Consider the following 23,030-nt stretch of genomic DNA (forward strand, 5'->3'; position numbering starts at 1 on the left):
CGGCGCCGGAGAACGAAGGCCCAGCAATGACCGAGACTCAGACTCTGCTCAACACCGGACTCGCCCAGATGCTCAAGGGCGGCGTCATCATGGACGTCGTCAACGAGGAGCAGGCGCGCATCGCCGAGGCCGCGGGCGCCTCGGCGGTCATGGCACTCGAACGGGTGCCCGCGGACATCCGCGCGCAGGGCGGGGTGGCCCGGATGAGCGATCCCGACCTCATCGAATCGATCATCGGCGCCGTGTCGATCCCGGTCATGGCCAAGGCCCGCATCGGCCACTTCGTCGAGGCGCAGATCCTCGAGACCCTCGGCGTCGACTACATCGACGAGTCCGAGGTCCTCTCCCCCGCCGACTACGTCAACCACATCGACAAGTCCGTCTTCCAGGTCCCCTTCGTCTGCGGGGCGACGAACCTCGGCGAGGCGCTGCGTCGCATCACCGAAGGCGCGTCGATGATCCGGTCGAAGGGCGAAGCCGGCACCGGTGACGTCTCCGAGGCGATGCGCCACCTGCGCACGATCAACTCCGAGATCCGCGCCCTCGGCGCCAAGAGCGAGGACGAGCTCTACGTCGCGGCCAAGGAGATCGCCGCCCCCTACCCGCTCGTCAAGCAGGTCGCCTCGCTCGGCCGCCTGCCGGTTGTCACCTTCGTCGCCGGCGGCATCGCCACCCCGGCCGATGCCGCGATGATGATGCAGCTCGGCGCCGACGGCGTGTTCGTCGGCTCCGGCATCTTCAAGTCCGGCAACCCCGAGGCCCGCGCCCGGGCGATCGTCGAGGCGACGACGCACTACGACGACCCCGCCGCCGTCGCCGCCGCCTCCCGCGGTCTCGGCGAGGCGATGGTCGGCATCAACGTCGGCGACGTCCCCGCCCCGCACCGCCTCGCCGAGCGCGGATGGTGACGGTCGGCGTCCTCGCCCTCCAGGGAGCGTTCCGCGAGCACCTCACGGTGCTCGGCTCCCTGGGGGTCGAGACCCGCAGGATCACCCGCCCCGACCATCTGGCCGGACTCGACGGCATCGTCCTGCCCGGCGGGGAATCGAGCGCCATGGTCCGCCTCGCCGCCCCCACGGGACTCTTCGGCCGCCTCGGCGAGGAGATCCGGGGAGGTCTGCCGACGTTCGGCACGTGCGCGGGACTCATCCTCCTCGCCGACCGCCTCACCGATGATTCGCTCTCCGGCTTCGACCGCCTCGGCGGGCTCGATGTCACCGTGGCCCGCAATGCCTACGGCCGGCAGCGCGAATCCTTCGTCGCGCCGCTGACGATCACAGGGATGGCCCCGGACTTCGACGGCACGTTCATCCGGGCACCGCAGATCGTCGAGACGGGAAGCGCCGAGGTGCTCGCGACGCATCACGGACGTCCGGTCCTCGTCCGGCAGGGTTCGGTGTGGGGGGCGAGCTTCCACCCCGAGTTGGGTCCGGACACGAGACTCCACGCCGAGTTCGTGCGAGGATTGGGCCATGACGACTGAGGCGATGACCACGCTCAAAGACGGATACACCTTCGACGGCGCCACCCTCGAACTGGGGGTGGCGCTCGACGGGGAGACCCCTGCTCCCGACGTTCCCATCGCGATCCCCCTGGGGATGCTCAACCGCCACGGCCTCGTCGCCGGGGCCACCGGCACGGGCAAGACCGTGACCCTCCAGGTGCTCGCCGAGCAGCTCTCGAAGGCCGGGGTCCCGGTCTTCGCCTCCGACATCAAGGGCGATCTCTCCGGCATCGGCGCGCCCGGCGTCGCCTCGGAGAAGCTGACGAAGCGACTCGAGGCCGCGGGACAGGAGTGGGACCCGGCGGCGAACCCGACGGAGTTCTACACCCTCGGCGATTCCGGGCTCGGCACCCCGATCCGTGCGACCGTCACCTCGTTCGGACCGATCCTCCTGTCGAAGGTGCTCGAGCTCAACGACACCCAGGAGTCGGTGCTCTCCCTCGTCTTCCACTACGCCGACAAGGCCGGGCTCGCCCTCCTCGACCTCTCCGACCTCCGCGCGGTCCTCACCTACCTCACCTCCGATGAGGGCAAGGCCGAGCTCGAAGGCATCGGCGGGGCGTCGAAGGCGACGGTCGGGGTGATCCTGCGCAAGATCGCCGAACTCTCCGCCCAGGGCGGCGACGTCTTCTTCGGCGAACCAGAGTTCGACACCGCCGATCTCCTCCGCGTCGACGACAGCGGGGCCGGCATCGTCTCCGTGCTCGAGCTGCAGAAGCTCAACCAGTCCCCCGCGCTGTTCTCGACGTTCCTCATGTGGCTGCTCGCCGATCTCTTCCAGGATCTGCCCGAGATCGGCGATGCCGACAAGCCCGCGCTCGTCTTCTTCTTCGACGAAGCCCACCTCCTCTTCGCCGATGCCTCGAAGGCGTTCCTCGAATCGGTGACGCAGACCGTGCGCCTCATCCGGTCGAAGGGCGTCGGCGTCTTCTTCGTCACCCAGACGCCGAAGGACGTCCCCGAGGACGTGCTCGCGCAGCTCGGCTCCCGGATCCAGCATCAGCTGCGGGCGCACACGCCCAACGACGCGAAAGCGCTCAAGGCGACGGTCGCGACGTTCCCGAAGTCCGACTACGACCTCGAATCGCTGCTCACCTCGCTCGGCATCGGCGAGGCCGTCGTCACCGTCATGGATCCCGACGGCGCGCCGACTCCCGTGGCGGCGACGCGGGTGCGGGCTCCCGAGTCGAAGATCGGCCCGATGAGCGAGGACGAGATCAAGGCCGCCGTCGCGGCGTCTGACCAGCAGAAGAAGTACGGGACTGCGATCGACAACGAGTCGGCGCGGGAGATCCTCACGAAGCGCCTCGAAGCGGGTGCCGCCGAGCAGGAGGCCGAAGCCTCGCAGACGGCCGGGTCACAGACAGCTGGGTCGCCAGCAGGCGGGTCCTCGACTGCCGAGTCTCCGACTGCCGGCGGCGACGCCGGCAGCGGTTCCGACAGAGTCCCGTTCCCCGAGGAGGGAGCCCGGGCCCCGCGGGAGCAGAACCCGAAGGCGGAGAAGAAGGACGACAACCTCTTCTCGCAGGTCGTCAACTCCTCGGCGTTCAAGCAGTTCACTCGCACGGCGGCCCGGGAGATCGCCCGCGGGATCTTCGGCACCTCGCGCCGGCGCCGGTAGGTTCGGGCTGCCGGCAGGAGCGTCAGTCGATTGCGTGTGCCGCCGGCACGACGACGTCGAGGAGCAGATCTCCGGTGCTCATCCGCAGTGAGCTGAACTCGCCGAGATGGTCCCCGTCGAGGTGGACCGGCGCGGGTTCGGCGACGGAGATCCGGGCCGATCGCGCCGTCCAGTAGCGCATGTCCTCGTCGCGTTCGGGGTGCCCCCGCACGCAGGCCGTGCCGATGCCCGCCCATGCTCCCACCCGGCTCACGGGTGAGTCGGCGGCGAGGACGACCGCGAGGAATTCGAGGTCCTCACCGGTCACCTCGGCGCCGGGGAACACCGGGATCGGCCCGGCCGGGCGGGCGGCCTTCGCTCCCATGACCGACCAGACGCGCAGCGCCTCCCCATCGATCCGCGCCTCCATCTGAGGCGCGAAGAGCGCGCCGAAGGCCCCGCGGGCATAGCCGAGCAGGCCCCATTCCCGCCGGTGACCGGCGACGGCGCGGGCATCGCCGCCGATCCCGGCCAGGGAGAGGAAGTGCTCGTGGCGGTGCGCGCCGTCGACATCGAAGCCCTCGGCGAGGCTGATCGGCACGCCCGTCGTCGTCGCCGCTCCGAGGAGATACTCCTCGCAGAGGGCGAGGCCGGCGCGGGCGTTCGGCACGCCGAGCGCCCGACTGAACACGTTCGCCGTTCCCGTCGGGATGACGAGCGTCGGCAGATCCGCGATCGCCAGGGTCGGGGCGGCCGCCCGGAGCGTGCCGTCGCCGCCGAGGACGACGACTGCCTCGGCGCCCCAGTCCGCCAGCTCACGGGCCTGCTCGGCACCCGGCCGGACGGCCGACGTCGACACCGTTCGGTACCGGACGTGGAGGCGTGCGAGCAGGGTGACAAGCCGGTGATGGGTGCGGTGCGTGCGCGCGTGGAGCGGATTGACGATGATCCCCAGTCTCATGTGCGCCTCCTCACGCGTAGATTCTCCGACGCGAACTCTCCCGTGCCGCCGCGCAGGCCGTTCCCTGCGCCGCCGCGCAGGTCATTCTCTGCGCCGCCGCGCAGGCCGTGCCCCGTGCCGCCGCGCATGCCGTCTCCCCCGCCGTTCGCTCAGCCGAATGCCGGGTGGGTGTGTGCCGCCGCCTCGGCGCGTTCGACGTCGATGCTCTCACCCGCGAACGGCTCGATGAGCACCTTCGGTCCGGTCTTCCGCGGGGAGCGCTTCCACGTTCCGCGGGCGCGGGTGTCGGTGATGACGGTGTTCTTGAACATGCCGTTGCCCCCGGGCACCACCGCCTTCTCGTGGACGGGGGCGAGCGTCTGGCTGCGATCCTTGTACCCGAGGATGAGTTCGTCGAAGCCGGGCAGGAGCCTGAGCGTCCGGGCCTCGTCCTCCCAAACGCCCAGGCGGTCGTCGAGGTCAGGGGCCTGCACGTGCTCGCGCTCGCCGATGGTCGTCGTGACGATCGAACCGTCGTCGACGAGGTCTCGCAGCGCGGCCCGGATCGGCGTCTTCGGCAGACCGGTCCAGCGGGCAGCATCATCGACGGTCACCGGTCCGTGACTGAGGACGTAGCGGCGCAGCCAGTCGCGCAGGGCCGCCTCGCTGTCGACGACAGCGTCGGCGCTGCGATCACGCAGGACAAAGGCGAGTTCCTGGCTGCCGGCGGCGAACCCGGATTGGACGAGGATGCCCTGCATCGCCAGTGTCGTGATGAGGTAGCGTTCGCGCCCGTAGGCATCCGCCTCGGCGATCCCGTCCATGAGCGGGGCGAACTCGGCGAGGAGGTCCTCCCGGCTCAGCGGCCCGCGCGCGGAGATCGCCGACTCGGCGAGCACGGCGGCATCCTCGAGCATCGCCTCGCTCACCCCGAAGTGGTCGCGGCGCGCAGTCTGGGACCGCATCAGCCGCGGTGCGGTGAGGGCGAGGATCCCGCCGACGTCCTCGGCGGCGGCGAGGTGGATCGTGCCCCGCTGCGTCCACGTCCGCACGACCGCACCGCTTTCGATCGCCGCGCGCACGGCGGGCAGGGACTGCGAGGCGGTGCGCAGCGCCACCGAGACCAGCGCACCGGGAAGCGCTTGGGCCTGCACGCACGCCAGGCTGCGGACCACCTCGGCGGGATCATCACCGGAAGCACCGACCAGGCCCAGGGCGATCATGCGCGCTGCTGAGACCTGTGCGATGTCCATGCCCTCAGCGTAGCGTGACGAACCTCATGCGATACCGTGAAACCACGCACCAGTTACGGTCGGATAACAGAACGCGCTGATCACGGCGTTGCACTTCACGTATAGTGAACGGTTGTTCGATCATGAAGGGACAGCGCTCCCGACAGCAGAGGAATCCCCGGTGACATTGAGTCCGATCAGAGCACGCGAACGAATCGTCGACGATCTCTGTGCGCGGGCCGTGACCGAAGGCGGGCTGCTCTGCATGCTCACCGGCTTCGCGGGAACCGGCAAGACATGGCTGCTGCGCCGGATCGGCGAGCGGATGTTCACGACCTCGCCGGTCGCCTACGCCACTGCCGACGAGTTCGAGAAGGATGCGCCCTTCAGCTTCGTCGAACGGCTGCTGAGCACGGGGCTCGCACCGTTTCGGATCATCGACGGCGCCCGAGCACCGCTCGACATCGCGCGCGAGATCATGGCCGAGTTCACCGAGAAGGAACGTCCGGCGCTGCAGACGGTCCTCGTCGACGACGCCCAGTGGATCGACGTCGAATCCCGGCTCGTGCTCCGCTACCTCGTCCCCCGGATCATGCGGCAGGGCTACTTCATCGTCGTCGCCGGCCGGCTGCCCGACGTCCATGGTGCCCCCGTGTCGTTCCTCGCCGACCTCGCCGAGTCCTCCCCGCAGGGTGAGAACATCGTCCTCGAGCCGCTGACGATCGCGGAGATCCAGGCGCTGGCGGTCGACGTCCTCGGCGCATCGATCTCGCCGTTCACCGCCGAATCGCTGCGCAACGCCACGGGCGGGTCCTTCCTCGGCATCGACAGCATCTTCCGCCGCATCACCCCGCAGGAGCGCAACAAGCTCCACCTGCTCTGGGACATCCCCATCCGCGGCGTCGACCCCGATCACAATCCGCTCCTCGCTCCGGTCCTCGGCCTCTCCCCCGCCGCCCGGCTCGCCGTCGAGATCGTGTGCTGCGCGGACACGGAGCTCGCTCCGCACATCGTCGCCGAGGTGGCCGACCGCCTCGGCGAGCCCGTCGACATTCATCCCGCGGTCGCCGCCTCGGTGCTCACGGAGTCGGGGTTCGGGTCGACGGTGGCTCCCAGGCATTCGCTCATCGCGCATGCCGTGCGGCAGATGCTGCCCAGGGAGCGCGCTCAGGCGATCTACCGGGCGCTGGCGCCGTCGGCGACCGGGTTCCGGCGGATGTGGTATGCCCTGAGCGGGGCCGAGGAGTGGTCGGATGAGCTCGCCGAGGCGGTCGACGAGTTCGTCGCCGAAGCCGTGGCCGCCCGCAGCTTTGCCGCCGTCAACGACGTCATGCGCCGCAGCCTCGACATCGCCACCGGCCAGGCGCGGCAGACGATGCTGCTGAGGATCGTGCTGCTCAACATGCGCAGCAAGACGGTGTACACCGTCCTCGACCTCCTCCCGCAGATCGAGGCCCTGCCGCGGAGTCCGGTGCGCGAATGCATCATCCTCACGATGCTCGCCCACCGCAAGGATCAGGAGTTCCCCCAGGCGCGGCTGGCGGCATTCCTCGCCGAGGCGACCGATGACCCCGAAACCCGCACCCTGCAGTCGTACGCGGCCTATCTCTCCGTCGTCGAGGTCATCCGGAGTCGGGACTTCGCGCGGCTGGGTCCGGTCATCGATGCCGCGCTCGCGACGATCGCTCGCGCTCCGCGCGACCCCGCCGAGGTCAGTCGGCCGACGATCCGCTGGATGGTCGCGCCCGACGAGAGCGCGATGGTTCTCGAGACGTATCGGCTCCTCCAGCTCGTCCTCGAGGTCGATCGGGCGACGGTCATCGCCGAACTCGACTCCCTGGTCCCGCGTGTCCTCGCGCTCGAGCCGAGCTCGTTCAAGGTCGACGCCCTCACTCCGCTCGCAGTCGTCGCGATGACGATCGGCGAGGTGGGGCGGGCCCGGACTCTTGCCGGGATCAGCGTCGGGCTCCTCGAATCCGTCGTCAAACCGTGGGGTGCGGGAACGGTGCGCCTCCTTCATGCGCATGCGACGTCGCTGACCGGGTCGCTCGACGAGGCGGCCGAGCTCGTCATCTCCGCGACCGAGTCGAGCGGCAGCACGATCGACGTCGAGACCCGGCTGCCGCTGTCGGGCCTGCATGCGTGGCTCAACGCGGCACGCGGTGTGCCGGACTTCATCGACCTCGAGGCGCAGACCGACCGGCAGACGAGCATGCCGTGGCAGCCGTATGCGGCGGACATGGTCATCACGGCATCGTGTGAGCGGGCACGCGCTCACGGCGATCCCGAGGGTGTGCTCGCCGCGTCCGCCCCGGAGAAGGTCAAGAGCCTCATCGGGACCCAGCGGGGGTTCCTCAACTATCGGGCTCATGCGCTCCTCGACCTCGAACGGTTCGCCGAGGCCGACGCACTCATCGACCGCCTCGGCGAGATGGAGGGCACGAGCTGGCAGCCGTACTGGGGTTCGGTCGACTGGCTGCGCGCCCGGCGGATCGTCGCCGGTGGTGGTGTCTCCGGGTCGGCGTCCACCCGGTCGGATGCCGTCGCCGAGGCGCTCCGCCGCTTCGAGGCGGCACTGCGCGACGATCGGTTCCCCCTGCCCCGGGCGCTCACCCTGCGCGACTACGGCGTCGTCCTCGCCGGGCTCGGTCGCACCGAGGAGGCGAGGAAGACCCTCGATCAGGCGCTCGCGATCGTGCGGAGGATCGGCGCCGGGGCGTACGAGCCGGGGATCCGGGACGCCCTGAGCGCGGTCGCCGAGAGTGAGCAGGATCTGCTCGCGTCGCTGACGAACCGCGAGATGGAGATCGGTCGTCTCCTCGCTCAGGGATGCAGCAACCAGGAGATCGCTGCGGAGCTGTTCGTCGCCACGGCGACCGTGCGCTACCACGTGTCGAATGTGCTGCGGAAGCTCCAGCTCAATCGGCGCAGCGAGGTGGCCCGGCTGTTCCGGTGAGTTGCTGCCGGTGTCACGGCGCGGGGCGCGCTCCTGGACCATGCTTGTGCTCAGGTGTTCAAGCTCAGGTGCTCGAGATCAGGTGCTCGAGTTCAGGTGCTCGGGCTCAGGTGCTCGAATTCAATTGCTGCGGCGCTGGACCAGCCGCACCATGGCGGCACCGACGCCCGCGATGACGGCTCCGAGGACCGCCATCCACCACATCGCCCCACCGGTGCGCGGGAGGAAACCACCGTCGGCATCGCTGCTGGTACCGGAGCCGTTGCCGTCGGCGTTCGCGGTGGAGCCGCTGCCGCCTGCAGCTGCTGTGCTGCCGTCTGAGTTCGCTGAGCCGGCCGCGCCAGCTCGCGCGTTCGCGTTGGCTCCGGCGTTCGTGTCCGCTCCAGCGTGAGAGTTCGCCGCCGCATCGGAGTCAGCGGCGGTGCCTGCACCGGAGTCGGACTGACCACCCGCGTCGGACTGCCCACCGGAATCGGAGCTGCCGTCCGTTCCCGTTCCGGCGGACCCCGCCGACCCGGCGTCCGCCTCGGCGTCGTCACCGCCGAGCTGGAAGAGCACGTCGAAACGCCCCTGCCGCTCACCGACGTCGGACTTGTTGCCCGAGGTCGCCTCGCGGGGGAAGACGTAGCCGATCGTCACCGGGGTCGTCTCCCCCTGGGGCAGCGGCATGTCGATGATCCGGGTCGTGCCTGCGCTCTCGAGGTCCCGGATCGACGACCGACCGGTCTGCCAGTCGATGAGCAGGTCCGAGTAGAAGTCGTCGTCGATCGTCGGGGTGAGAAGCTCGACGTCGACGATGCTCACGGTCAGGGTTCCGTCGGTGGGCCCGTCGTTGCGGACCATGATGGTGCGAGACGTCGAGTCGCCGGGGACGGCGACGGGAAAGCCGACGAAGCTCTCCGTCGTCGCATCGCTGTAGCTGCTGCCGTCCCACGAGAGCTGAATGGCTCTGCTGTAGTCAGCGCCAGCGGCGCTGTAGCGACCACCTGCGGCGCGGTATTCACCACCGGCGGCGCTGACCTGGGCTGCAGTGGTCGATGCGTTGGGCGCGCTCAGTCCGGTCGGCCCGGCGACGAAAGCAGAGTTCACTGCTGTGCTCAGAGCAGTGGCACCGACCGCAGGCGTGCCGGTGCCCAGGAGGCCCGTCAAGAGGACGACGGCTCCGGCCACGAGGACACGAGTGCGGGTCACGGCTGCTCACCCCCGGGCCGGAAGGTCTCGTAGGCGAACGTGATCTCGTGGGTCGGTTCCTTCTTCGGGTCGAGGCCGAGGCCGACCCTCGCCGACCAGGAGTCCTTCGCCTCGACCTCGGTGCCTGCCGGATCCTCAGCGGTGACAGTCGCGGTGTTCTCGTACTCGCCGACCGTGCCGTTGTCGGTCAGCGTCGCCGTGACACACCAGTATTCGGTCGTCGGGGTCGTCGTATCCGAGTAGTCGGCGCTCACCGGGGTCGAGGTGAGCTCGCCCTGTGCGGCGGGAGCGTTTGCGACGGTGCAGTCGCCGGGTGCCTTGACGGGGAAGACGATGACGTCGGAGGCACCGAAGATGCCGTCGGACCACGCGGGCGGGGTGAGCTCATAGCGCAGGCCCTTGTTGCCCTGGCTGAGTGAATCCGTCTGGAGCGGAATGGCGACTTCGCCGTCGCGGATGAGGGTCTCGGCATCGGCGGGACCGATGCCCACCGTGACTTGCCCGTCGGTGGCCGGCTGGGCGTCGTCGACGCGGCCGGCCGCGAAGTATTCGTAACCGCTCGCGATCTCCCCGTCGCCGTGGGCGGTGTCGGACCACAGGGCGAGAGAGGTTCCACCGGCGCCGATGAGGATGCCGAGCGCCGCGAACGCGCTGAGGATCGCGGCCGTGCGGTGCTTCGTCATCGTCGGTCTCCTTCCTCACGGGTCTGGTCGAGGGTGAAGGCGAAGCGTCCGAGGTCGGCGACCTGGACGGGGCTCTCGGCGGTGAACCGGTCGGAGAGGTCGGCGAAGTCGAGGGTGACGCGCACGGCGAAGTCGTCGGTGCGTCCCGCGTCATCGGTGACGAGGAGTTCACTGGGGTCGTCAAGCGTGGTCTCGGTGCCGATCGGTGCGGGCTCGCCGAGGCGGTTCCCGGCGGCGTCGAGCACTTCGTAGGTCCCCGTCACCCCGTCGGGCAGAGCGGCAGGGTCCGCCCAGTTGACGGTGATGCCTGCGACCATGTTGTCGCCGGTGAGGTGGGTGGTGAAGTCCTGGGTCATCGCAACGGAATCGCCCTGGCGGACGAGGAAGGCGTCGGGGTCGATCGTCCGGCCACTGTCGGTGACGTCCGGTGAGGTCTCACGCCACGTGGTCTCACCGGCGGTGACGTCGAGATTTCCGGAGACGATCGCTGCCGGCGCGGCACTGCCCGTCGTCTTCCACAGCGCCATGGTGCCGCTGCCCACCGCGGTTCCGGCGAGCAGGACGCCGGCGGCAAGGAGCGGCAACCGCCAGTTCGTCCTCGTCATGTCGTCTTCTCCGTCTCGGGGGTGCGTGAGTTCTCGATCGTCGATGGGCCCGCGTCGGCTGCCGTCGCCGCCTCAGGACGCGTTGGTGGAGTCTGCGCCGCTGTCTTCTTCTCGCCCCGGCGTTCGATCGCGCCGGAGACGAGGGCGTATGCGGCGTAGGCGATGAGGACGAATCCGATGCCGGCGACGAGGAGACCCTTGTTGCCGCCCACGGCCTGCTGGACGTACCCGAGCTTGGGGATCGAATAGAGGACCTTGCCCATCACCTGCGCTTCGACGATGGGTTCGTCGTCGTCGCCGTTGGCGTCACCGCGGGTGACGTAGGTGCGGCCGTCCGCGGAGTCGGTGACGGCGACGACGCGGTGGGTGATGAGCATGGGAACGTTCGAGCGGGGCTGGAACGTCACCGGATCGCCGATGCGGTACTGGTCCTGGGGCACCGAGACGACGATGTCGCCGGGTTCGTAGGTGGGCTCCATCGAACCCGTGAGCACGGTCAGCGCCGCTCCGTTCATCACCTTCGGAACGACGCCGACCGCGACAGCGAGAGCGAGGAAGCCGACGAGGAGGATGGCGAACCCGCCGGACGCCAGTCCGCGTGCGAATCCCGAGGTCCGGGCCATGGTGCGCTCCTCTTCGTGTGTTCTCTGCGTCTCTCGGATGTGCCGCGTGTCCGCGGCGGGGTGTGTCAGCCGTGCCGCGGCTCAGCGGTCCTGGTTGAGCTGGATGGTCGAGCCGGCGAGGGCGGCCTGCTGCTGCACGAGCTCCCGGTTCGGGGTGGACTTGTCGAATTCGGCGGTGACGACGACATTGAAGTCGGCGGTGCCGTCGACGGCTGTGCCGGCAGCGACCTGGTTGGAGCCGGGTGCGGTGTTGTCGGGCGAGACGAGGGTGACCTCGACGCCGGCGTTGTCACCCGAGGCGATCTCCTTGCCGCTGGCATCCTCGACGGTGTACTTGAGGCTGAGGCCTTCGGCCAGTGCGCCTTCGAGCTCTCCGCCGCCGGCGAGCTTGAGCTTCGCGACCATGTTGTCGCCTTCGAGGCCGACGTCGACACCGTACTTGCCCTGGACGGTATCGCCCGGGATGATCTTGAAGGTCGCGAGGTCGATCGCGTGGGGGCTGTCGGCGCGGTCGGCCGAGATGTCCTGCGAGCCGGAATCGGTGACGGCGACATCGAGGTTGCCGGCCGTGATCTGTCCGCCGTCGGCCTCTGCGCTGTCGGACCAGAGGGCGAAGGTTCCGCCGCCGAGGAGCAGGGCTGCTCCGGCCGCTCCGGCGATGATTCCGAGGGTCTGCTTCTTCACTGTTCTCTCCTTATGAGGTGGCTGCCGTTCGGCTGCACTGTCTTACTTGGTCACTGCGCCGGAGGCGGAGCAGGTCATGGTTTCGCCTGGTTTCAGGCTGGTCTTCGGGCATGTGACTGCGGTGCCCGGAAGTCTGTCGTCGACGACGCTGATGCCGTCGAGCGGGGTCTTTCCCGTGTTCGTCACGAGATAGGTCCACGTGATCGTCGTGCCGTCGGCCACCCGCTCCCCGGCGGGGATCTCCTTGGCACCGTCGAGTCCATCGGCAGTCGGGGTGTCCCATGCCTTCTTCTCGATCGAGACACCGGGCACGAGCGTCTGCTTGTTCGTCACAGTGCACTTCACGGTGTCGCCGGAGGTCACGTCGAGGCTGATGTCGCTCTTGTCGACGCTGACCTTGGCGCCGTTGACAGTGCATTCGACGGCGTCGATCCTCCAGCCGTCGGCCGTCTGGGCATCAGTGAGGATCTCCTCGATGTCGACACTCGACTTCTGCGCGGGCTTCGGCGTGGAGAAGCGGACCTGGTAGCCGACCTTCGAATTCTCCCGAGTCGTCTGCCGGTTGTCCTGCTGCAGGGTTCCCGGCGCCGAGGCGGTCACCCCGAAGGTCCATCCGGCCCCTCCGGGAGCGGTGCTGTCGGCTCCGTAGGGAAGCGTCTGCTTGGCGATCTCGATGTCCGCTCGGCAGGTGGCGCCCTTGGCGACCTTCTCCATGAGGATCGCGAGGTCTTCCCATCCGGTCTGGAAGTAGTCGGCGTCGTTGATCGACCCACCGTCGCTGTAGCCGTTGGGGCCGGAGATCGCAGCGAGGTTCTCGACGCCGCCCTTGATGCCGTCGCCGACGCCGACAGCCATGATGCGGCTGCCACCGGCTTTGATCGCGTTCGCGGAGTAGATCGCGGCTTCGATCTCGTCGAAGCTCGTCGTGTTGCCGTTGGTCGAGGTGTTGCCGTAGGAGTAGGTCGGCAGGCCATCGGTGACGACGACGGCGAGGTCGTACTTCTCGTTGGCATTCGCGACCTGCCACAGACCGCTGTCCCAATTGGTGCCGCCGCCGGCGGAATAGGCATCGATCCGGGACTTGATGGTGTCGGCATTGCCACCGGGGTCGATCGACATCGAGGGCCAGTTGCGACCGCCATCGGTGGAGTCGCGTGGCGCGTCGGAGGCGAACGTGTAGAGGGCCATCGAGGAGTTCGTTCCCCTGAGGGCGTCCACCATCCCCTTCGCCGAGTCCTTGAGGGTGCCGAGCGCTCCTGAGGTCTCGACGGAACCCGAGAGATCGAGGACGAGCGCAACCCGGAGTCCGGCAGTGCACGAGGTCTCCAATGCCGGATTGGTGCGACTGTTCTGCCAGGTGCCGGTCGAGTTGTAGATGTGCGACCGGTTCGTCGTGATCATGAAGTCCACGCCGGAGCGGTAGGTCTTTCCGGCGATGAGCTCCTTGCCCGTGACGAAGGTGTACTGTTCGGGCTTGTTGTTCGTCGGCGTGCCGATGACGAGGTTCTTGTTGGCAGTCCAGCCTGCCGGAGCGGACTCCTGGACGATCCAGAACTGCTTGTTGCGGTTCGCCTGGTCTTCCCAGCGGCACAGGACGATCAGTGTGCAGACCCGGGTCTGACCGGTCTCGGGAACCGTGAACGAGCAGTCGCCGTCGGAGTCCGAGGTGCAGGTGGCCCAGCGCTCGGTGCGCGGGCGCGTCGGAGCGCTGTCGCCGCCGTCGTAGAGGCGCAGCTTGACGCCGGCGAGTCCGGAGACGGAGTTCGCCGCAGTGCGGTCTCCGCCGACCTTGACGGTGATCACGGCATTGTCGCCGGAGGCCCGGGGAACCGATTGCGGGGCCACGGCACGCGGCGCTCGTGCGGGAGCCTCTGTCTTCTCAGAGGACTCGTCCGCCGCCGGTGCCGGGGCCTCGGTGGGGGCCGGGGACTGCGAGGGGGTCGGCGCTGCATCCTCGACCTGCGGGTCCGCGTGAGCGGCGGGAACGGCAGAGAACATCATCACCAGGATCGTGGCGATGATGACGCAGGCGTGGGTGAGCCTGGGCGCGAATCCCTGCTGGTCTCTCACGGTTCTCCTCGAGCAGTGTGGGGAGGCAACTGTTCGAGTGTAGGAATCGCGCGCGCGAAGCACCCTGGCCGAATGGACGGGTTGGGTGTTGGGAAAGTGTTGGGTTCTGTAGGGGTTTGAACGTACCCGTTCTCAGGCTTCTCCGCCGCAGTGACGGAGGTCGCATCCAGGCGGGGCCACGGGTCCTGGAATCGGGGCCACGGGTCCCGGAATCGGGCGGCCCGGGGCCTCAGCCGAGGATGTCGATGAGCCCGGGAACGGGCACCCGCGGCAGCGCTCCGGTTCTCGCGAAGCGGCCCCAGATCCGGCGCAGCTCAGGTCCGGCCACCTCGGCGGTCGTCCCGTAGTCGAGGAAGCTCGAGTCCCACACGGGACCGGGGAAGAGCAGCGGCAGGTCACCGGAGTGCGCGGCGTCGAAGAAGCTGCCGTCCCCACGGGAGACGATGAGGAGACGGGAGCCCTGTCCCCCCGACATCCGGTGCCGGTCGTAGAACTCCTTCGCCGCGCGGGTGTAGACAGCCGAGGTGATGCCGGAGATGAGCGATTCGAGCATCGGTGAGGTCAGCCGGCGTGCGTGGAGGCGGTGGAAGGCGGGGACGAACCCCGCGAAGAAGGCGATCTCGCGTTCGGTGCGGGTCATGAGCACGTCGTACTCAGGTGCCGCGCTCTTCCATGCGGCTGCGGCGTCGGCTCGCGAGGGCAGCGGGTAGTCGCCGTAGTGGACGCCGAAGCACATGCCCGCGTGGAGTCCGCCGACGAGCGCGGCCTTGTGGACCTCGTCCTGGGCGGCGAGGATCTCCGGCACGCTCGCCTCGGCGGGAATGCGCTGGGCGACGCGGGCCATGGCCCAGTTCATCGATTCGGTGCCTCCGGAGAGCCCCAAGGGCGCCGACGCCATGATCACGCGCGAGAAGAGGCCGGCGGTCGCCTCGGCGATCATCAGGTGGGCGCATGCGTCGGCGCCGGCGCTCTGGCCGGCGATCGTGACGTTGTCGGGGTCGCCTCCGAAGGCGGCGATGTTCCTCTGCACCCAGCGCAGCGCGGAGATCTGGTCGAGGAGGCCGAGGTTCGAGTGCTCGGGCCGGCCCTGGCCGAGATAGCCGAGGACGCCGAGGCGGTACGTCACGGAGACGACGATGATGTTCTGCTCGGTGACCAGGGCACGGGGGTCGTAGATCTCGGCGTCACCGGCGCCGGAGACGTAGGCGCCGCCGTGGATCCACACGAGGACGGGCAGCGCCGCCTCTCCGGTGAGGGCGTCGGCCGGCATCGTCACGCTCACCCGCAGGCAGTCTTCGCTGGTGGTCAGCCCGCCGATCTGGTCGAAGCTGTATTCGGCGTTGGGGTCGATGTGACGCTGGGGACTGGCAGGGCCGGGGCGCGTTGCGTCGATGGTGTCGACGGCAGGTTCGTCGACCGGTGGAGCGAAGCGTTCGGCGCGGGCGTAGCGGATGCCGCGGGCGCGGATGACCTCGTCGTCGACGACCGCGCGCACGGTCCCGCACGGCGCCGGGATGTCGACCCGCGCCGTCGTCGTCTGCGCACTCATCGCTGCCCGGTCCTGCACGCGTCTCGTCGAGAACGGCTTACTTCGAGGGCTCGACCGGGGGTTCAGCGGACCACGGGAAGACGATCCACTGGTCGGTGCGCTTCCACACGAAGTCGGGGTCGACGATCGACGCGGACTTCGCGTAGATGACAGCGGACTGCGCCTCGGCGCCGTTCTTCTTCAGCAGTTCGAGGACGAGGGCGAGGGTGCGTCCGGAGTCGGCGACGTCGTCGACGACGAGGAGCTTCTTGCCCTTGATCGCCTCGATGTCGAGCATCGGGGCGAGCAGGATCGGGTCGGGCAGGGTCTCCTCGACGTCGGTGTAGAACTCGACGTTGATCGCGTCGGAGAGCTTGAGGCCGAGGGCGTAGGCAAGGGCACCGGCGGGCAGGAGTCCGCCGCGGGCGATCGCGATGACGATCTCCGGGTCGTAGTCGGAGTCCGCGATGGTCTGTGCGAGATCCCTGGCCGACTGGCCGAAGGTGTCCCAGCTGAGGATCTCCTTGTCGGTGAGATCGGTCGAATCGGCGTGGTAGGCCTGGCCCATGGGTGCTCCTCGTGCGTCGGTGTGTCGGGATTCGCGAGTTCGGTGTCGGTCGGGGTGCTCTGTTGACTCCGTCGTGGTTGTCTCAGTCGCGGTTGTCTCAGTCGGGAATCTCAGGATACGCGCCGGAGTCGCTGATCTGCCATTTGATTCCCCACAGCCACCCTGCCGATCCGACGAAGATGAGCGCCGAGGCGGCCAGACCCCACCACGGACCCGCCGATGCGGCGATCGCTCCCCCGCCCAGGGCGCCGAACGGTGCGATGCCCCAGGAGACGAGGCGGCTTGCGGCGGTGACGCGGCCGAGCAGGGCAACGGGGATCGTGCGCTGGCGGTAGGCGCCGGTGATCGCGGAGAAGACGACGGTGGCGACGCTCAGTCCGAAATAGCCGAGAACGAGGAAGACGATCCCCGGCACCGAGGTGGTCAGTGGGATGAGGAGGCCGAGCCCGGTGCCGCCGAGGACGCACCAGAACACGACCCGTCCCTCACCGAAGCGTCGGGCGATGGGGTCGGCGGTCATGGCGGCGCAGACTCCGCCGAACCCGGCGGCGCCGAGCGCCACGCCGATGAGGGAGGCGGTGAAGCCTGGGAGTGACAGGAGATAGACGACGATGACGGCCTGCTGCATGCTCAGTGCGAGGTTGAATTGGGCCCCGCTCACGACCATGCGCATGACGTCGGTGCGGCTGAGGAGGTATCGCCATCCGGTGAGGACGTCGGCGATCAGACCGGCGGCGAGTGGCCGGCGCGGGCGAGCCTCCTCGGTGCCTGCCGACGACTCCGGCCGAGTATCGCACTGTTTCTCGCGGAGGTCGATGTCCTCGTGTCGGGTGTCGCCGTCTGCCGTCTCACGGTCGGTCCTCCCCTGCTGAGGATCGTCCCAATGGCGAAGAACCGCCGCGAGCAGGACGAACGAGACGAGGTAGCCCAGCGCGGTGACGAGCAGTGCGGCGGCGGGATTCGCGAACCCGACGAGCGCACCGGCGAGAGGTGGTCCGAGGATCATCGCCGCGGACTGGCTCCACGTCAGGGCGCTGTTGGCTTTGGTGAGGTCGTCGGGGTCGATGCCGGTGGCGAGCAGGCTCGGTGAGCCGACGAGGAAGAAGACGCTGGCGATGCTGACCGCCACGAGCAGTCCGATGAGCACTGCCGGGTGCAGCATGCCGGCGAAGGCGAGGCCGACGATCGCGGCGAATGCGGTGAAGCGAACGGCTTCGCTGGTCAGCAGCAGGCGTCGGAATCCCTGTCGGTCGATGAGGACCCCGGCGATGGGTCCGACTATCAGCCAGCCGATGTCGTCGGCGGCGACAGCCAGTCCGACGACGCCGTCGTCGGCGCCGAGCGGTCCCACGATGAGCAGGGGTATCCCGACCGAGGTGGAAGCGGCAGCGAGGTCACCGCTGAAGGCGGAGGTGAAGACGCCGGCGAACCGGGACGAGCGGAAGCCCCGAGTGGTCGTCGGCGCGGTCATCGCGGCAGCTGTTCGAGATGCCCCGCTTCCTGGCTGATGTTCCCTCGTCGTTCGGGAAGGGTGTCGGTCCGCCAGTACTCCCCGGTGTGCGGATTGCGCTCGAGGTACTGGTAGTCGATGAGCTCGCGTCGCAGACGGGCGAAGTCGGCGTGGAACTGTTCGAGGTGCTCGTTGATCTCCTTCTCCGTGTAGATCCGGTCGCTGTCGACGGTGTCGCGGATGTCGAGGAGGAGGACGACGAGTGCCCGCCGCTTCATCGGGATGGCGGTGAGTCGCCCGTGCGGCATGAAAGTCCGGCGTGTCTTCGCGCGGAAGGCGTCGAGCGCGGCTGCGAGTTCAGGGTCGACGGTCACCGGGTCGGCATTCGTCGCCGGGGCGGGGGCGAGGAGCCGCTGTGAGAGGAGGGCGGCGCGGGCGGAGGTGTAGTTCTCCCCGGTCTGCGCCATGCGTTCGCGCACGAGGGATTTGAAGTCGCTGTTCTTCGTCATGGTGGTCAGTCCTTTGCCGACCGAACGCTGCCCCAGCTCAATGCCCGGTCAGGAGTTCACCGCTGACGGGTCGATCCGAGGATGTACTCCCCTTCGCCGGATGGTCTGTGTGCTGGGGTGCCAGACCGGGCTGGGCGTCGGATGCGCCGCTGAGCACGAGTATAGGTCATGTCCGGCGCCCGTGAGATGGACCGTGCGATCAGTCCTCGGCGGGTGCGAGGTAGAGCCATCGGCCCGCGCGGCGCACGAAAGCGGAGTTCTCCTCGAGGATGTGGTCGCCGAGGCTGTCGCGGTAGTGGGCGCGGAAGTGCACCGTTCCGGTGTCGTCGTTCTCCAGGCCGCCGGTGGTGTCGACGATGTCGAGTCGTGTCCAGGTGACGAGGTCGTCGACGCCGAGGTCGGCCGGCCGGGTGCGCGGATGCCAGGTGCGGAAGAGGTGGTCGGCGTTCTTCGTGGCGAAAGCGGTGAAGCGGGATCGCATGAGCGCTTCGGCGGTCGTCGGCCATCGCTGGCCGTCGAGGGCGGGGCCGCAGCATTCGTCGAAGCCGGCACCAGGTGGCATTCCGGAGCAGGGGCAGGTCATGGCTCGATGATATCGGTTGCCGAGAGATCGATGCGGGCCTGATGTTCGGACGATTTACCGGACACGGCGGGCCGGCCCATCGCACTCCGATGGCTGGCTACGGATATAGTGTGATTCGCCCCCGTGAGACAGGATCGAAACCCTCTAGGAGGAAAATTGGAATTTGAAGAGCGGCTGGCAGCACTCGCCACAAAAGTTCAGAATCAACGCGACGCAATCCAGACGGAAGAGGCCACAAAGAACGCTTTCGTCATGCCGTTCATATCAACAATCCTTGGATACGACATTTTCGATCCGCTAGAGGTAGTCCCCGAATTCACTGCAGACGTCGGAGTTAAAAAGGGCGAGAAAGTAGATTATGCGATATTACGCGACGGCGAAGTGCAGATCCTCATCGAATGCAAGAAAACAGCAGAGTCGATCAGGATAGAGCACGCGTCTCAGCTTTTCAGATACTTCTCGGTCACAAATGCTCGAATTGCGGTGCTCACCAACGGCGAAGTGTACAATTTCTACACCGACTTGGATGCACCGAACAAGATGGATTCCCGGCCATTTTTGGTCTTGGATCTGAACGATGTGGACGAGACCCTCATTCCCGAACTTCGGAAACTGTCCAAAGAAATCTTTGACCTCGACTCGGTCATCAGCGCAGCAGAAGAACTCAAATATGTCGGGGCAATCAAGAGGGAGATGGCAAGTCAGTTCCGAGAACCAGATGAAGCATTTGTCCGACTGTTTACCAGTCGAGTGTACGATGGCCGATTCACGCAAGAAGCGAAGGCACAATTCACAGAACTCGTCACCAAAGCCGCAAAGCAATACCTTAACGAGCAGGCTAACGACCGACTTAAAACTGCCTTGGGAGCAAGCTATACATCAATGGGCGCTAACACCTCGCCCGAAGAAGTGATAAGCAGTTCCGAAGTTGCTGAAGACGACCTGAACCGGGACACTGAAATTGAAACCACTCTAGAAGAACTAGAGGGTTATCAAATCGTGAAAGCTATTGCATGCAGCGAAGTAAAGCCAGAACGCGTCGCGCAGCGCGATGCCAAATCTTATTTCGCGGTCATACTTGACGACAATAATCGGAAGCCAATTGCTCGTCTGCATTTCAACGGCAAGAAGCAAAAGTATCTCGGGATCTTCGACGAAGATAAGAAAGAAACTCGGATTCCAATCGATGGAATTGAGTCCATCTATGAACATGCCGAACATATCCGCGCAACGGTTAGAAACTATCTGGACTGAACAAGAGTGACCACAACCGGCGTTATGGCGCCAAGGTGCCCATCACGCCGGTTGATCACGCTGACGCGCACATCGAGTGCTTCATTTCGGCGAACGTGCCAGTATGGAGGGATGACGACCGTTTATCTCTCCGGTGATCCCAAGTCCGATGAACTCCTCGCCGAGGATCCCTTCGCCCTGCTCACAGGCATGCTGCTCGACCAGCAGGTCCCGATGGAGGTCGCGTTCGCTGGTCCGGCGAAGCTCGCTGAGCGTCTGGGCAGGCTCGACGTCGCCGAGATTGCGGAGATGAATCCGGACGATTTCCTCGAGAAGTTCGCGGAGAAGCCCGCCGTGCATCGGTTCCCGAAGTCCATGGCTGCCCGAGTGCAGAAGCTCGCCGAGGCCATTGTCGACGACTACGACGGTGACACCGCGGCGATCTGGACTCGTGGTGAACCGACCGGCGTCGAGGTGCTCAAGCGTCTGAAGAGCCTGCCCGGTTTCGGGGAGCAGAAGGCGAAGATCTTCCTTGCGCTCCTCGGCAAGCAGTTCGGTCTCACGGCGCCTGGTTGGCGCGAGGCGGCTGGTGTCTATGGTGAGGACGGCAGCCGTCGCTCGATCGCCGACGTCGTTGACGAGGGAACTCTTCAAGAGGTCCGAGCCTTCAAGAAGCAGGCCAAGGCTGCGGCGAAGGCCGAGAAAGCAGCGAAGTAAAGTTTGGTTCGTATCGTCGGCAGTTCGCATTCAGCTGACGGTGCCCCGACGGTCTGGTCGGCTGCGGTGTCGTTCAGGTGATGGTTGCACAGCCACAAATGGTGATGGTCCCATAGCCACAGATTGAGTTGTGGCACAGATTGAGTTCGGATACAGATCGGGTTCAGGCACTGATTGGGTTCGGGCACAGTTCTCCCCTCAGATCTCAGTCTGGTGGCCGACTCGACCCGTTGGCACTCGACCCGTTGGCACCCGACTCGCCCCCGCCACCCTCATCGTGGCCGCCCGTGTCGGCGAGGTCGTCGAAGAGGGTGCTCATGATGTCCTCGGCCAGGAACCGGGGATGGAAGACCGGTTCCCGGGCAGGATCGACCGATGCCGGTGGCACCCACGCCGGGCGCCCATTGGCCATCATCCGCATCTCCCACTCCGAACGATCCATCAGATGATGATGAGCACTGCACGCCAGGGCCAGATTGTTGATCTCCGTCAACCCACCCCGGGCATGCGGGACCACATGATTGGCATCACACCACCCCGGAGGCGCATCACACCCCGGGAACGTACACCCCTTGTCACGAGCCGTGACCACCGCGATCTGCTGCTTATTGGCAAACCGTTTCTCCGTGAGCACCTGCACCGTCTTCGCCTTCTGCGACACCAGATGGAAGAACACCTGCCCCTGCAACCCACGGGCCTGCAGTTCACTGATCGGGATCGGCGTCTCAACCCCCGTGGTGCCTTCCCCGGTGCCGTGAGCAAGATCCTCAGCCGTCGCGGTCACGACAAGCGCGTAAGGGGTCCCGGCCCCGGCCTGGTCCATGCTGATCCGCGAGACCAGAGTCGCGAACCGTTCATAGATCCACGCCCTCGCTGTCGGCTGCTCAGCACTCAGATCCACCCGGGACCCGTCAGCACGCACCCCCACACCCACCACAAATCCACTGTCCTCAGACTCACCGGCCACCTCGCCGAGGTTAGAGCCCTCGGGGTCGACAGCGCCGGTGGTGCCGTTGGGGCTGTCCGAGCCGTCAGGCGCCTGGCCGACGGTCGGCAGTGGTGCGTCGAACCGGTCACCACGGAGCACGGAATCGACAACATCGAAAAGAGACTCCTGACCACCGACAGCACAATCAACACCACCGTCAGCGCCGTCGGCATCGGCGGGTGCATTACAGACGCCACCGTCACCGGGATTCCCGCAGGCACCCGAACCATCGCCGGATGTTCCGAAAGCACTGCCATCACCATCCGTGTGGGTGGCGTGTTGGGGTGTCGTGGTTTCGTTCGCGGATTTGATCCGCGAGGTCAGCAACCCGTTCAGTGCCGCCCCCGCGACAGGGTCGAGGAGACCATTGAGCACCCAGTCCCCATTGCGTTTGGGTCGCATCGTCACCGAATAGTCACTGCGCGGTGTCTCCTCGACCGGTTTCTTCCCATCCGGATCGATATAGCCCAACATGCGATGAAAGATCGCTCGAATATCAGTGACCCGCACTGTCGGGGCATAGGCGACGAGGCGTTTCTCCACATCCGCCCGCTGCCCGGGACTCACCCAGTCGGGCAGGGCGGCCAGGCAGTCATCAATGGTCTTCGCCTGCCCTGCCGACAACGCCCCTGTGTGGAGGGCTTCGGAGACTTCGGGACACAAGGGTTCGAGTGCCTGCCCGGCCAGATCCACCCGCCCACCGAGGTTCTTGGCCATCTCGGCCCGCCGGTGGGCCTCGGTGCGGGTGAGGTTGAGGCGGTCCTGGATGAGGGACTTCGTGTCCTTCGCCCCCGTCTCCGCCGGTGTGCCTACCCTGTCGTAGACGGCCAGGGCGAGAATCGACAGGGCTTCCGAGACCCGGGAGAGGGCCTCGGCGCCATCGACGAGGAGGAGTGCCTCTTCCGGGCCCATGGGTTTGTCGAAGGACCGCAGTTGGGCATCAAGGTGCATGAGGGTGGTGATGCCGGTGGTGACTTCCGGAGCGAACGCCGTCAGGTCGGCCCACGCACTGCCGGTGAAGAGGGGGTGCCTGCTCACCCAGGCGGGCACGTCGGTGTCCCCGTCCAACGCGGCAGCGGCCGCAGCGATCTCAGCGACCTCGTCGTCGACGGAATCCTGTTCTCCACCCGAGGGTGTGGACGGGTCACCGGCGGCATCAGTGGGTTGGAGACCGGCTATGGGACGATCGCGCTGAGGCACGGGACCGTTTACGGCATCGTGGTCACTCCCGGCGGCATCGTCGCTGCCAGAAGTGGGGTGTGACACTTCTCGTAGACAGTCGTTACCAGGAAGGCACGACAGGGAATCATGTCTACGAATCGCAGGACGTTCACGCCGGAGTTCAAAGCCGACGCGGTCCAGTTGG

20 protein-coding genes are annotated in these 23,030 nt (G+C 67.1%); 6 read left to right on the forward strand and 14 right to left on the reverse strand.

What is annotated here, in order from left to right; translation table 11 throughout:
- The first annotated feature begins 26 nt into the window (after positions 1–26).
- Genes pdxS through FFS20_RS09480 form a run of 3 tightly spaced genes read left to right on the forward strand, consistent with a single transcriptional unit; the run spans position 27 to position 3,125 of the window.
- Positions 27–908: a pyridoxal 5'-phosphate synthase lyase subunit PdxS gene (pdxS, locus tag FFS20_RS09470; protein WP_137825600.1), complete on the forward strand. Its 882-nt coding sequence runs from the start codon at positions 27–29 to the stop codon at positions 906–908.
- A complete protein-coding gene (pdxT, locus tag FFS20_RS09475; RefSeq protein ID WP_137825601.1) occupies positions 902–1,483 on the forward strand; it encodes a pyridoxal 5'-phosphate synthase glutaminase subunit PdxT in 582 nt (193 codons plus the stop codon). Before pdxS ends, pdxT begins: the two co-directional genes overlap by 7 nt.
- A complete protein-coding gene (locus FFS20_RS09480) occupies positions 1,473–3,125 on the forward strand; it encodes a helicase HerA-like domain-containing protein (RefSeq protein ID WP_137825602.1) in 1,653 nt (550 codons plus the stop codon). Before pdxT ends, FFS20_RS09480 begins: the two co-directional genes overlap by 11 nt.
- 22 nt (positions 3,126–3,147) lie before the next feature.
- On the opposite strand, the gene FFS20_RS09485 is transcribed toward FFS20_RS09480, so the two are convergent.
- Both FFS20_RS09485 and FFS20_RS09490 read right to left on the reverse strand, forming a co-directional pair.
- Complete coding sequence (locus FFS20_RS09485) at positions 3,148–4,065, reverse strand: diacylglycerol kinase family protein (protein WP_137825603.1); 918 nt, start codon at positions 4,063–4,065, stop codon at positions 3,148–3,150.
- Between the two features lie 149 nt (positions 4,066–4,214).
- Entirely contained in the window at positions 4,215–5,297 is a 1,083-nt protein-coding gene (locus FFS20_RS09490; RefSeq protein ID WP_137825604.1) for a winged helix DNA-binding domain-containing protein, read from the reverse strand.
- Positions 5,298–5,457: 160 nt separating this feature from the next.
- Here FFS20_RS09490 and FFS20_RS18335 point away from each other — a divergent pair, with 160 nt between their 5' ends.
- Positions 5,458–8,232 (forward strand): LuxR C-terminal-related transcriptional regulator, encoded by a 2,775-nt coding sequence (locus FFS20_RS18335; protein ID WP_137825605.1) that lies wholly within the window; start codon positions 5,458–5,460, stop codon positions 8,230–8,232.
- Positions 8,233–8,352: 120 nt separating this feature from the next.
- Here the strand turns inward: FFS20_RS18335 and FFS20_RS09500 are convergent, their stop codons facing one another.
- From FFS20_RS09500 to FFS20_RS09550, 11 genes are all read right to left on the reverse strand, one after another.
- The gene (locus FFS20_RS09500; protein ID WP_137825606.1) at positions 8,353–9,423 is read right to left on the reverse strand and encodes a hypothetical protein; all 1,071 of its coding nucleotides are present in this window, start codon (positions 9,421–9,423) and stop codon (positions 8,353–8,355) included.
- Positions 9,420–10,106, reverse strand: coding sequence for a hypothetical protein (locus FFS20_RS09505; protein ID WP_137825607.1), 687 nt, complete (start codon positions 10,104–10,106; stop codon positions 9,420–9,422). The genes FFS20_RS09500 and FFS20_RS09505 overlap by 4 nt, the downstream gene beginning before the upstream one ends.
- The gene (locus tag FFS20_RS09510; RefSeq protein ID WP_137825608.1) at positions 10,103–10,711 is read right to left on the reverse strand and encodes a hypothetical protein; all 609 of its coding nucleotides are present in this window, start codon (positions 10,709–10,711) and stop codon (positions 10,103–10,105) included. Before FFS20_RS09510 ends, FFS20_RS09505 begins: the two co-directional genes overlap by 4 nt.
- Complete coding sequence (locus FFS20_RS09515) at positions 10,708–11,334, reverse strand: signal peptidase I (protein WP_137825609.1); 627 nt, start codon at positions 11,332–11,334, stop codon at positions 10,708–10,710. Before FFS20_RS09515 ends, FFS20_RS09510 begins: the two co-directional genes overlap by 4 nt.
- 81 nt (positions 11,335–11,415) lie before the next feature.
- A complete protein-coding gene (locus FFS20_RS09520; RefSeq protein ID WP_137825610.1) occupies positions 11,416–12,018 on the reverse strand; it encodes an alternate-type signal peptide domain-containing protein in 603 nt (200 codons plus the stop codon).
- A 42-nt stretch (positions 12,019–12,060) separates the two neighbouring features.
- Positions 12,061–14,088, reverse strand: a complete 2,028-nt coding sequence (locus FFS20_RS09525) for a vWA domain-containing protein (RefSeq protein WP_137825611.1) — start codon at positions 14,086–14,088, stop codon at positions 12,061–12,063.
- A gap of 229 nt (positions 14,089–14,317) precedes the next feature.
- Positions 14,318–15,637 carry a carboxylesterase family protein gene (locus FFS20_RS09530; protein WP_137825612.1) on the reverse strand — a complete coding sequence of 440 codons (1,320 nt, stop codon included), beginning with the start codon at positions 15,635–15,637 and terminating at the stop codon, positions 14,318–14,320.
- Between the two features lie 37 nt (positions 15,638–15,674).
- A complete protein-coding gene (locus tag FFS20_RS09535) occupies positions 15,675–16,184 on the reverse strand; it encodes a phosphoribosyltransferase (protein WP_137825613.1) in 510 nt (169 codons plus the stop codon).
- A gap of 97 nt (positions 16,185–16,281) precedes the next feature.
- Positions 16,282–17,655 (reverse strand): MFS transporter, encoded by a 1,374-nt coding sequence (locus FFS20_RS09540; RefSeq protein ID WP_137825614.1) that lies wholly within the window; start codon positions 17,653–17,655, stop codon positions 16,282–16,284.
- Positions 17,652–18,143: a DUF2087 domain-containing protein gene (locus FFS20_RS09545; RefSeq protein WP_137825615.1), complete on the reverse strand. Its 492-nt coding sequence runs from the start codon at positions 18,141–18,143 to the stop codon at positions 17,652–17,654. The genes FFS20_RS09540 and FFS20_RS09545 overlap by 4 nt, the downstream gene beginning before the upstream one ends.
- Before the next feature lie 199 nt (positions 18,144–18,342).
- On the reverse strand, positions 18,343–18,726 hold the full coding sequence (locus FFS20_RS09550; protein ID WP_249356765.1) for a YchJ family metal-binding protein: 384 nt from the start codon (positions 18,724–18,726) through the stop codon (positions 18,343–18,345).
- Positions 18,727–18,882: 156 nt separating this feature from the next.
- Between FFS20_RS09550 and FFS20_RS09555 the strand changes: the two genes are divergently transcribed.
- A complete protein-coding gene (locus FFS20_RS09555; RefSeq protein ID WP_137825616.1) occupies positions 18,883–19,980 on the forward strand; it encodes a type I restriction endonuclease in 1,098 nt (365 codons plus the stop codon).
- 111 nt (positions 19,981–20,091) lie between these two features.
- A complete protein-coding gene (locus tag FFS20_RS09560) occupies positions 20,092–20,676 on the forward strand; it encodes an HhH-GPD-type base excision DNA repair protein (protein ID WP_137825617.1) in 585 nt (194 codons plus the stop codon).
- A 205-nt stretch (positions 20,677–20,881) separates the two neighbouring features.
- Here the strand turns inward: FFS20_RS09560 and FFS20_RS09565 are convergent.
- A partial coding sequence (locus FFS20_RS09565) for an HNH endonuclease signature motif containing protein (protein WP_137825618.1) occupies positions 20,882–23,030 on the reverse strand: 2,149 nt, incomplete at its 5' end.

This window comes from Brevibacterium sp. 2SA (assembly GCF_005502845.1).
Lineage (GTDB): Bacteria > Actinomycetota > Actinomycetes > Actinomycetales > Brevibacteriaceae > Brevibacterium.

Bases quoted from the DNA above. Each gene is read 5' to 3' on its own strand.
- FFS20_RS09550 (WP_249356765.1), bottom strand. From the start codon at position 18,726: ATGACCTGCCCCTGCTCCGGAATGCCACCTGGTGCCGGCTTCGACGAA.
- pdxT (WP_137825601.1), top strand. From the start codon at position 902: ATGGTGACGGTCGGCGTCCTCGCCCTCCAGGGAGCGTTCCGCGAGCAC.
- FFS20_RS09515 (WP_137825609.1), bottom strand. From the start codon at position 11,334: ATGGCCCGGACCTCGGGATTCGCACGCGGACTGGCGTCCGGCGGGTTC.
- FFS20_RS09510 (WP_137825608.1), bottom strand. From the start codon at position 10,711: ATGACGAGGACGAACTGGCGGTTGCCGCTCCTTGCCGCCGGCGTCCTG.
- FFS20_RS09485 (WP_137825603.1), bottom strand. From the start codon at position 4,065: ATGAGACTGGGGATCATCGTCAATCCGCTCCACGCGCGCACGCACCGC.
- FFS20_RS09540 (WP_137825614.1), bottom strand. From the start codon at position 17,655: ATGACCGCGCCGACGACCACTCGGGGCTTCCGCTCGTCCCGGTTCGCC.
- FFS20_RS09480 (WP_137825602.1), top strand. From the start codon at position 1,473: ATGACGACTGAGGCGATGACCACGCTCAAAGACGGATACACCTTCGAC.
- pdxS (WP_137825600.1), top strand. From the start codon at position 27: ATGACCGAGACTCAGACTCTGCTCAACACCGGACTCGCCCAGATGCTC.
- FFS20_RS09560 (WP_137825617.1), top strand. From the start codon at position 20,092: ATGACGACCGTTTATCTCTCCGGTGATCCCAAGTCCGATGAACTCCTC.
- FFS20_RS09490 (WP_137825604.1), bottom strand. From the start codon at position 5,297: ATGGACATCGCACAGGTCTCAGCAGCGCGCATGATCGCCCTGGGCCTG.
- FFS20_RS09530 (WP_137825612.1), bottom strand. From the start codon at position 15,637: ATGAGTGCGCAGACGACGACGGCGCGGGTCGACATCCCGGCGCCGTGC.
- FFS20_RS09535 (WP_137825613.1), bottom strand. From the start codon at position 16,184: ATGGGCCAGGCCTACCACGCCGATTCGACCGATCTCACCGACAAGGAG.
- FFS20_RS09505 (WP_137825607.1), bottom strand. From the start codon at position 10,106: ATGACGAAGCACCGCACGGCCGCGATCCTCAGCGCGTTCGCGGCGCTC.
- FFS20_RS09545 (WP_137825615.1), bottom strand. From the start codon at position 18,143: ATGACGAAGAACAGCGACTTCAAATCCCTCGTGCGCGAACGCATGGCG.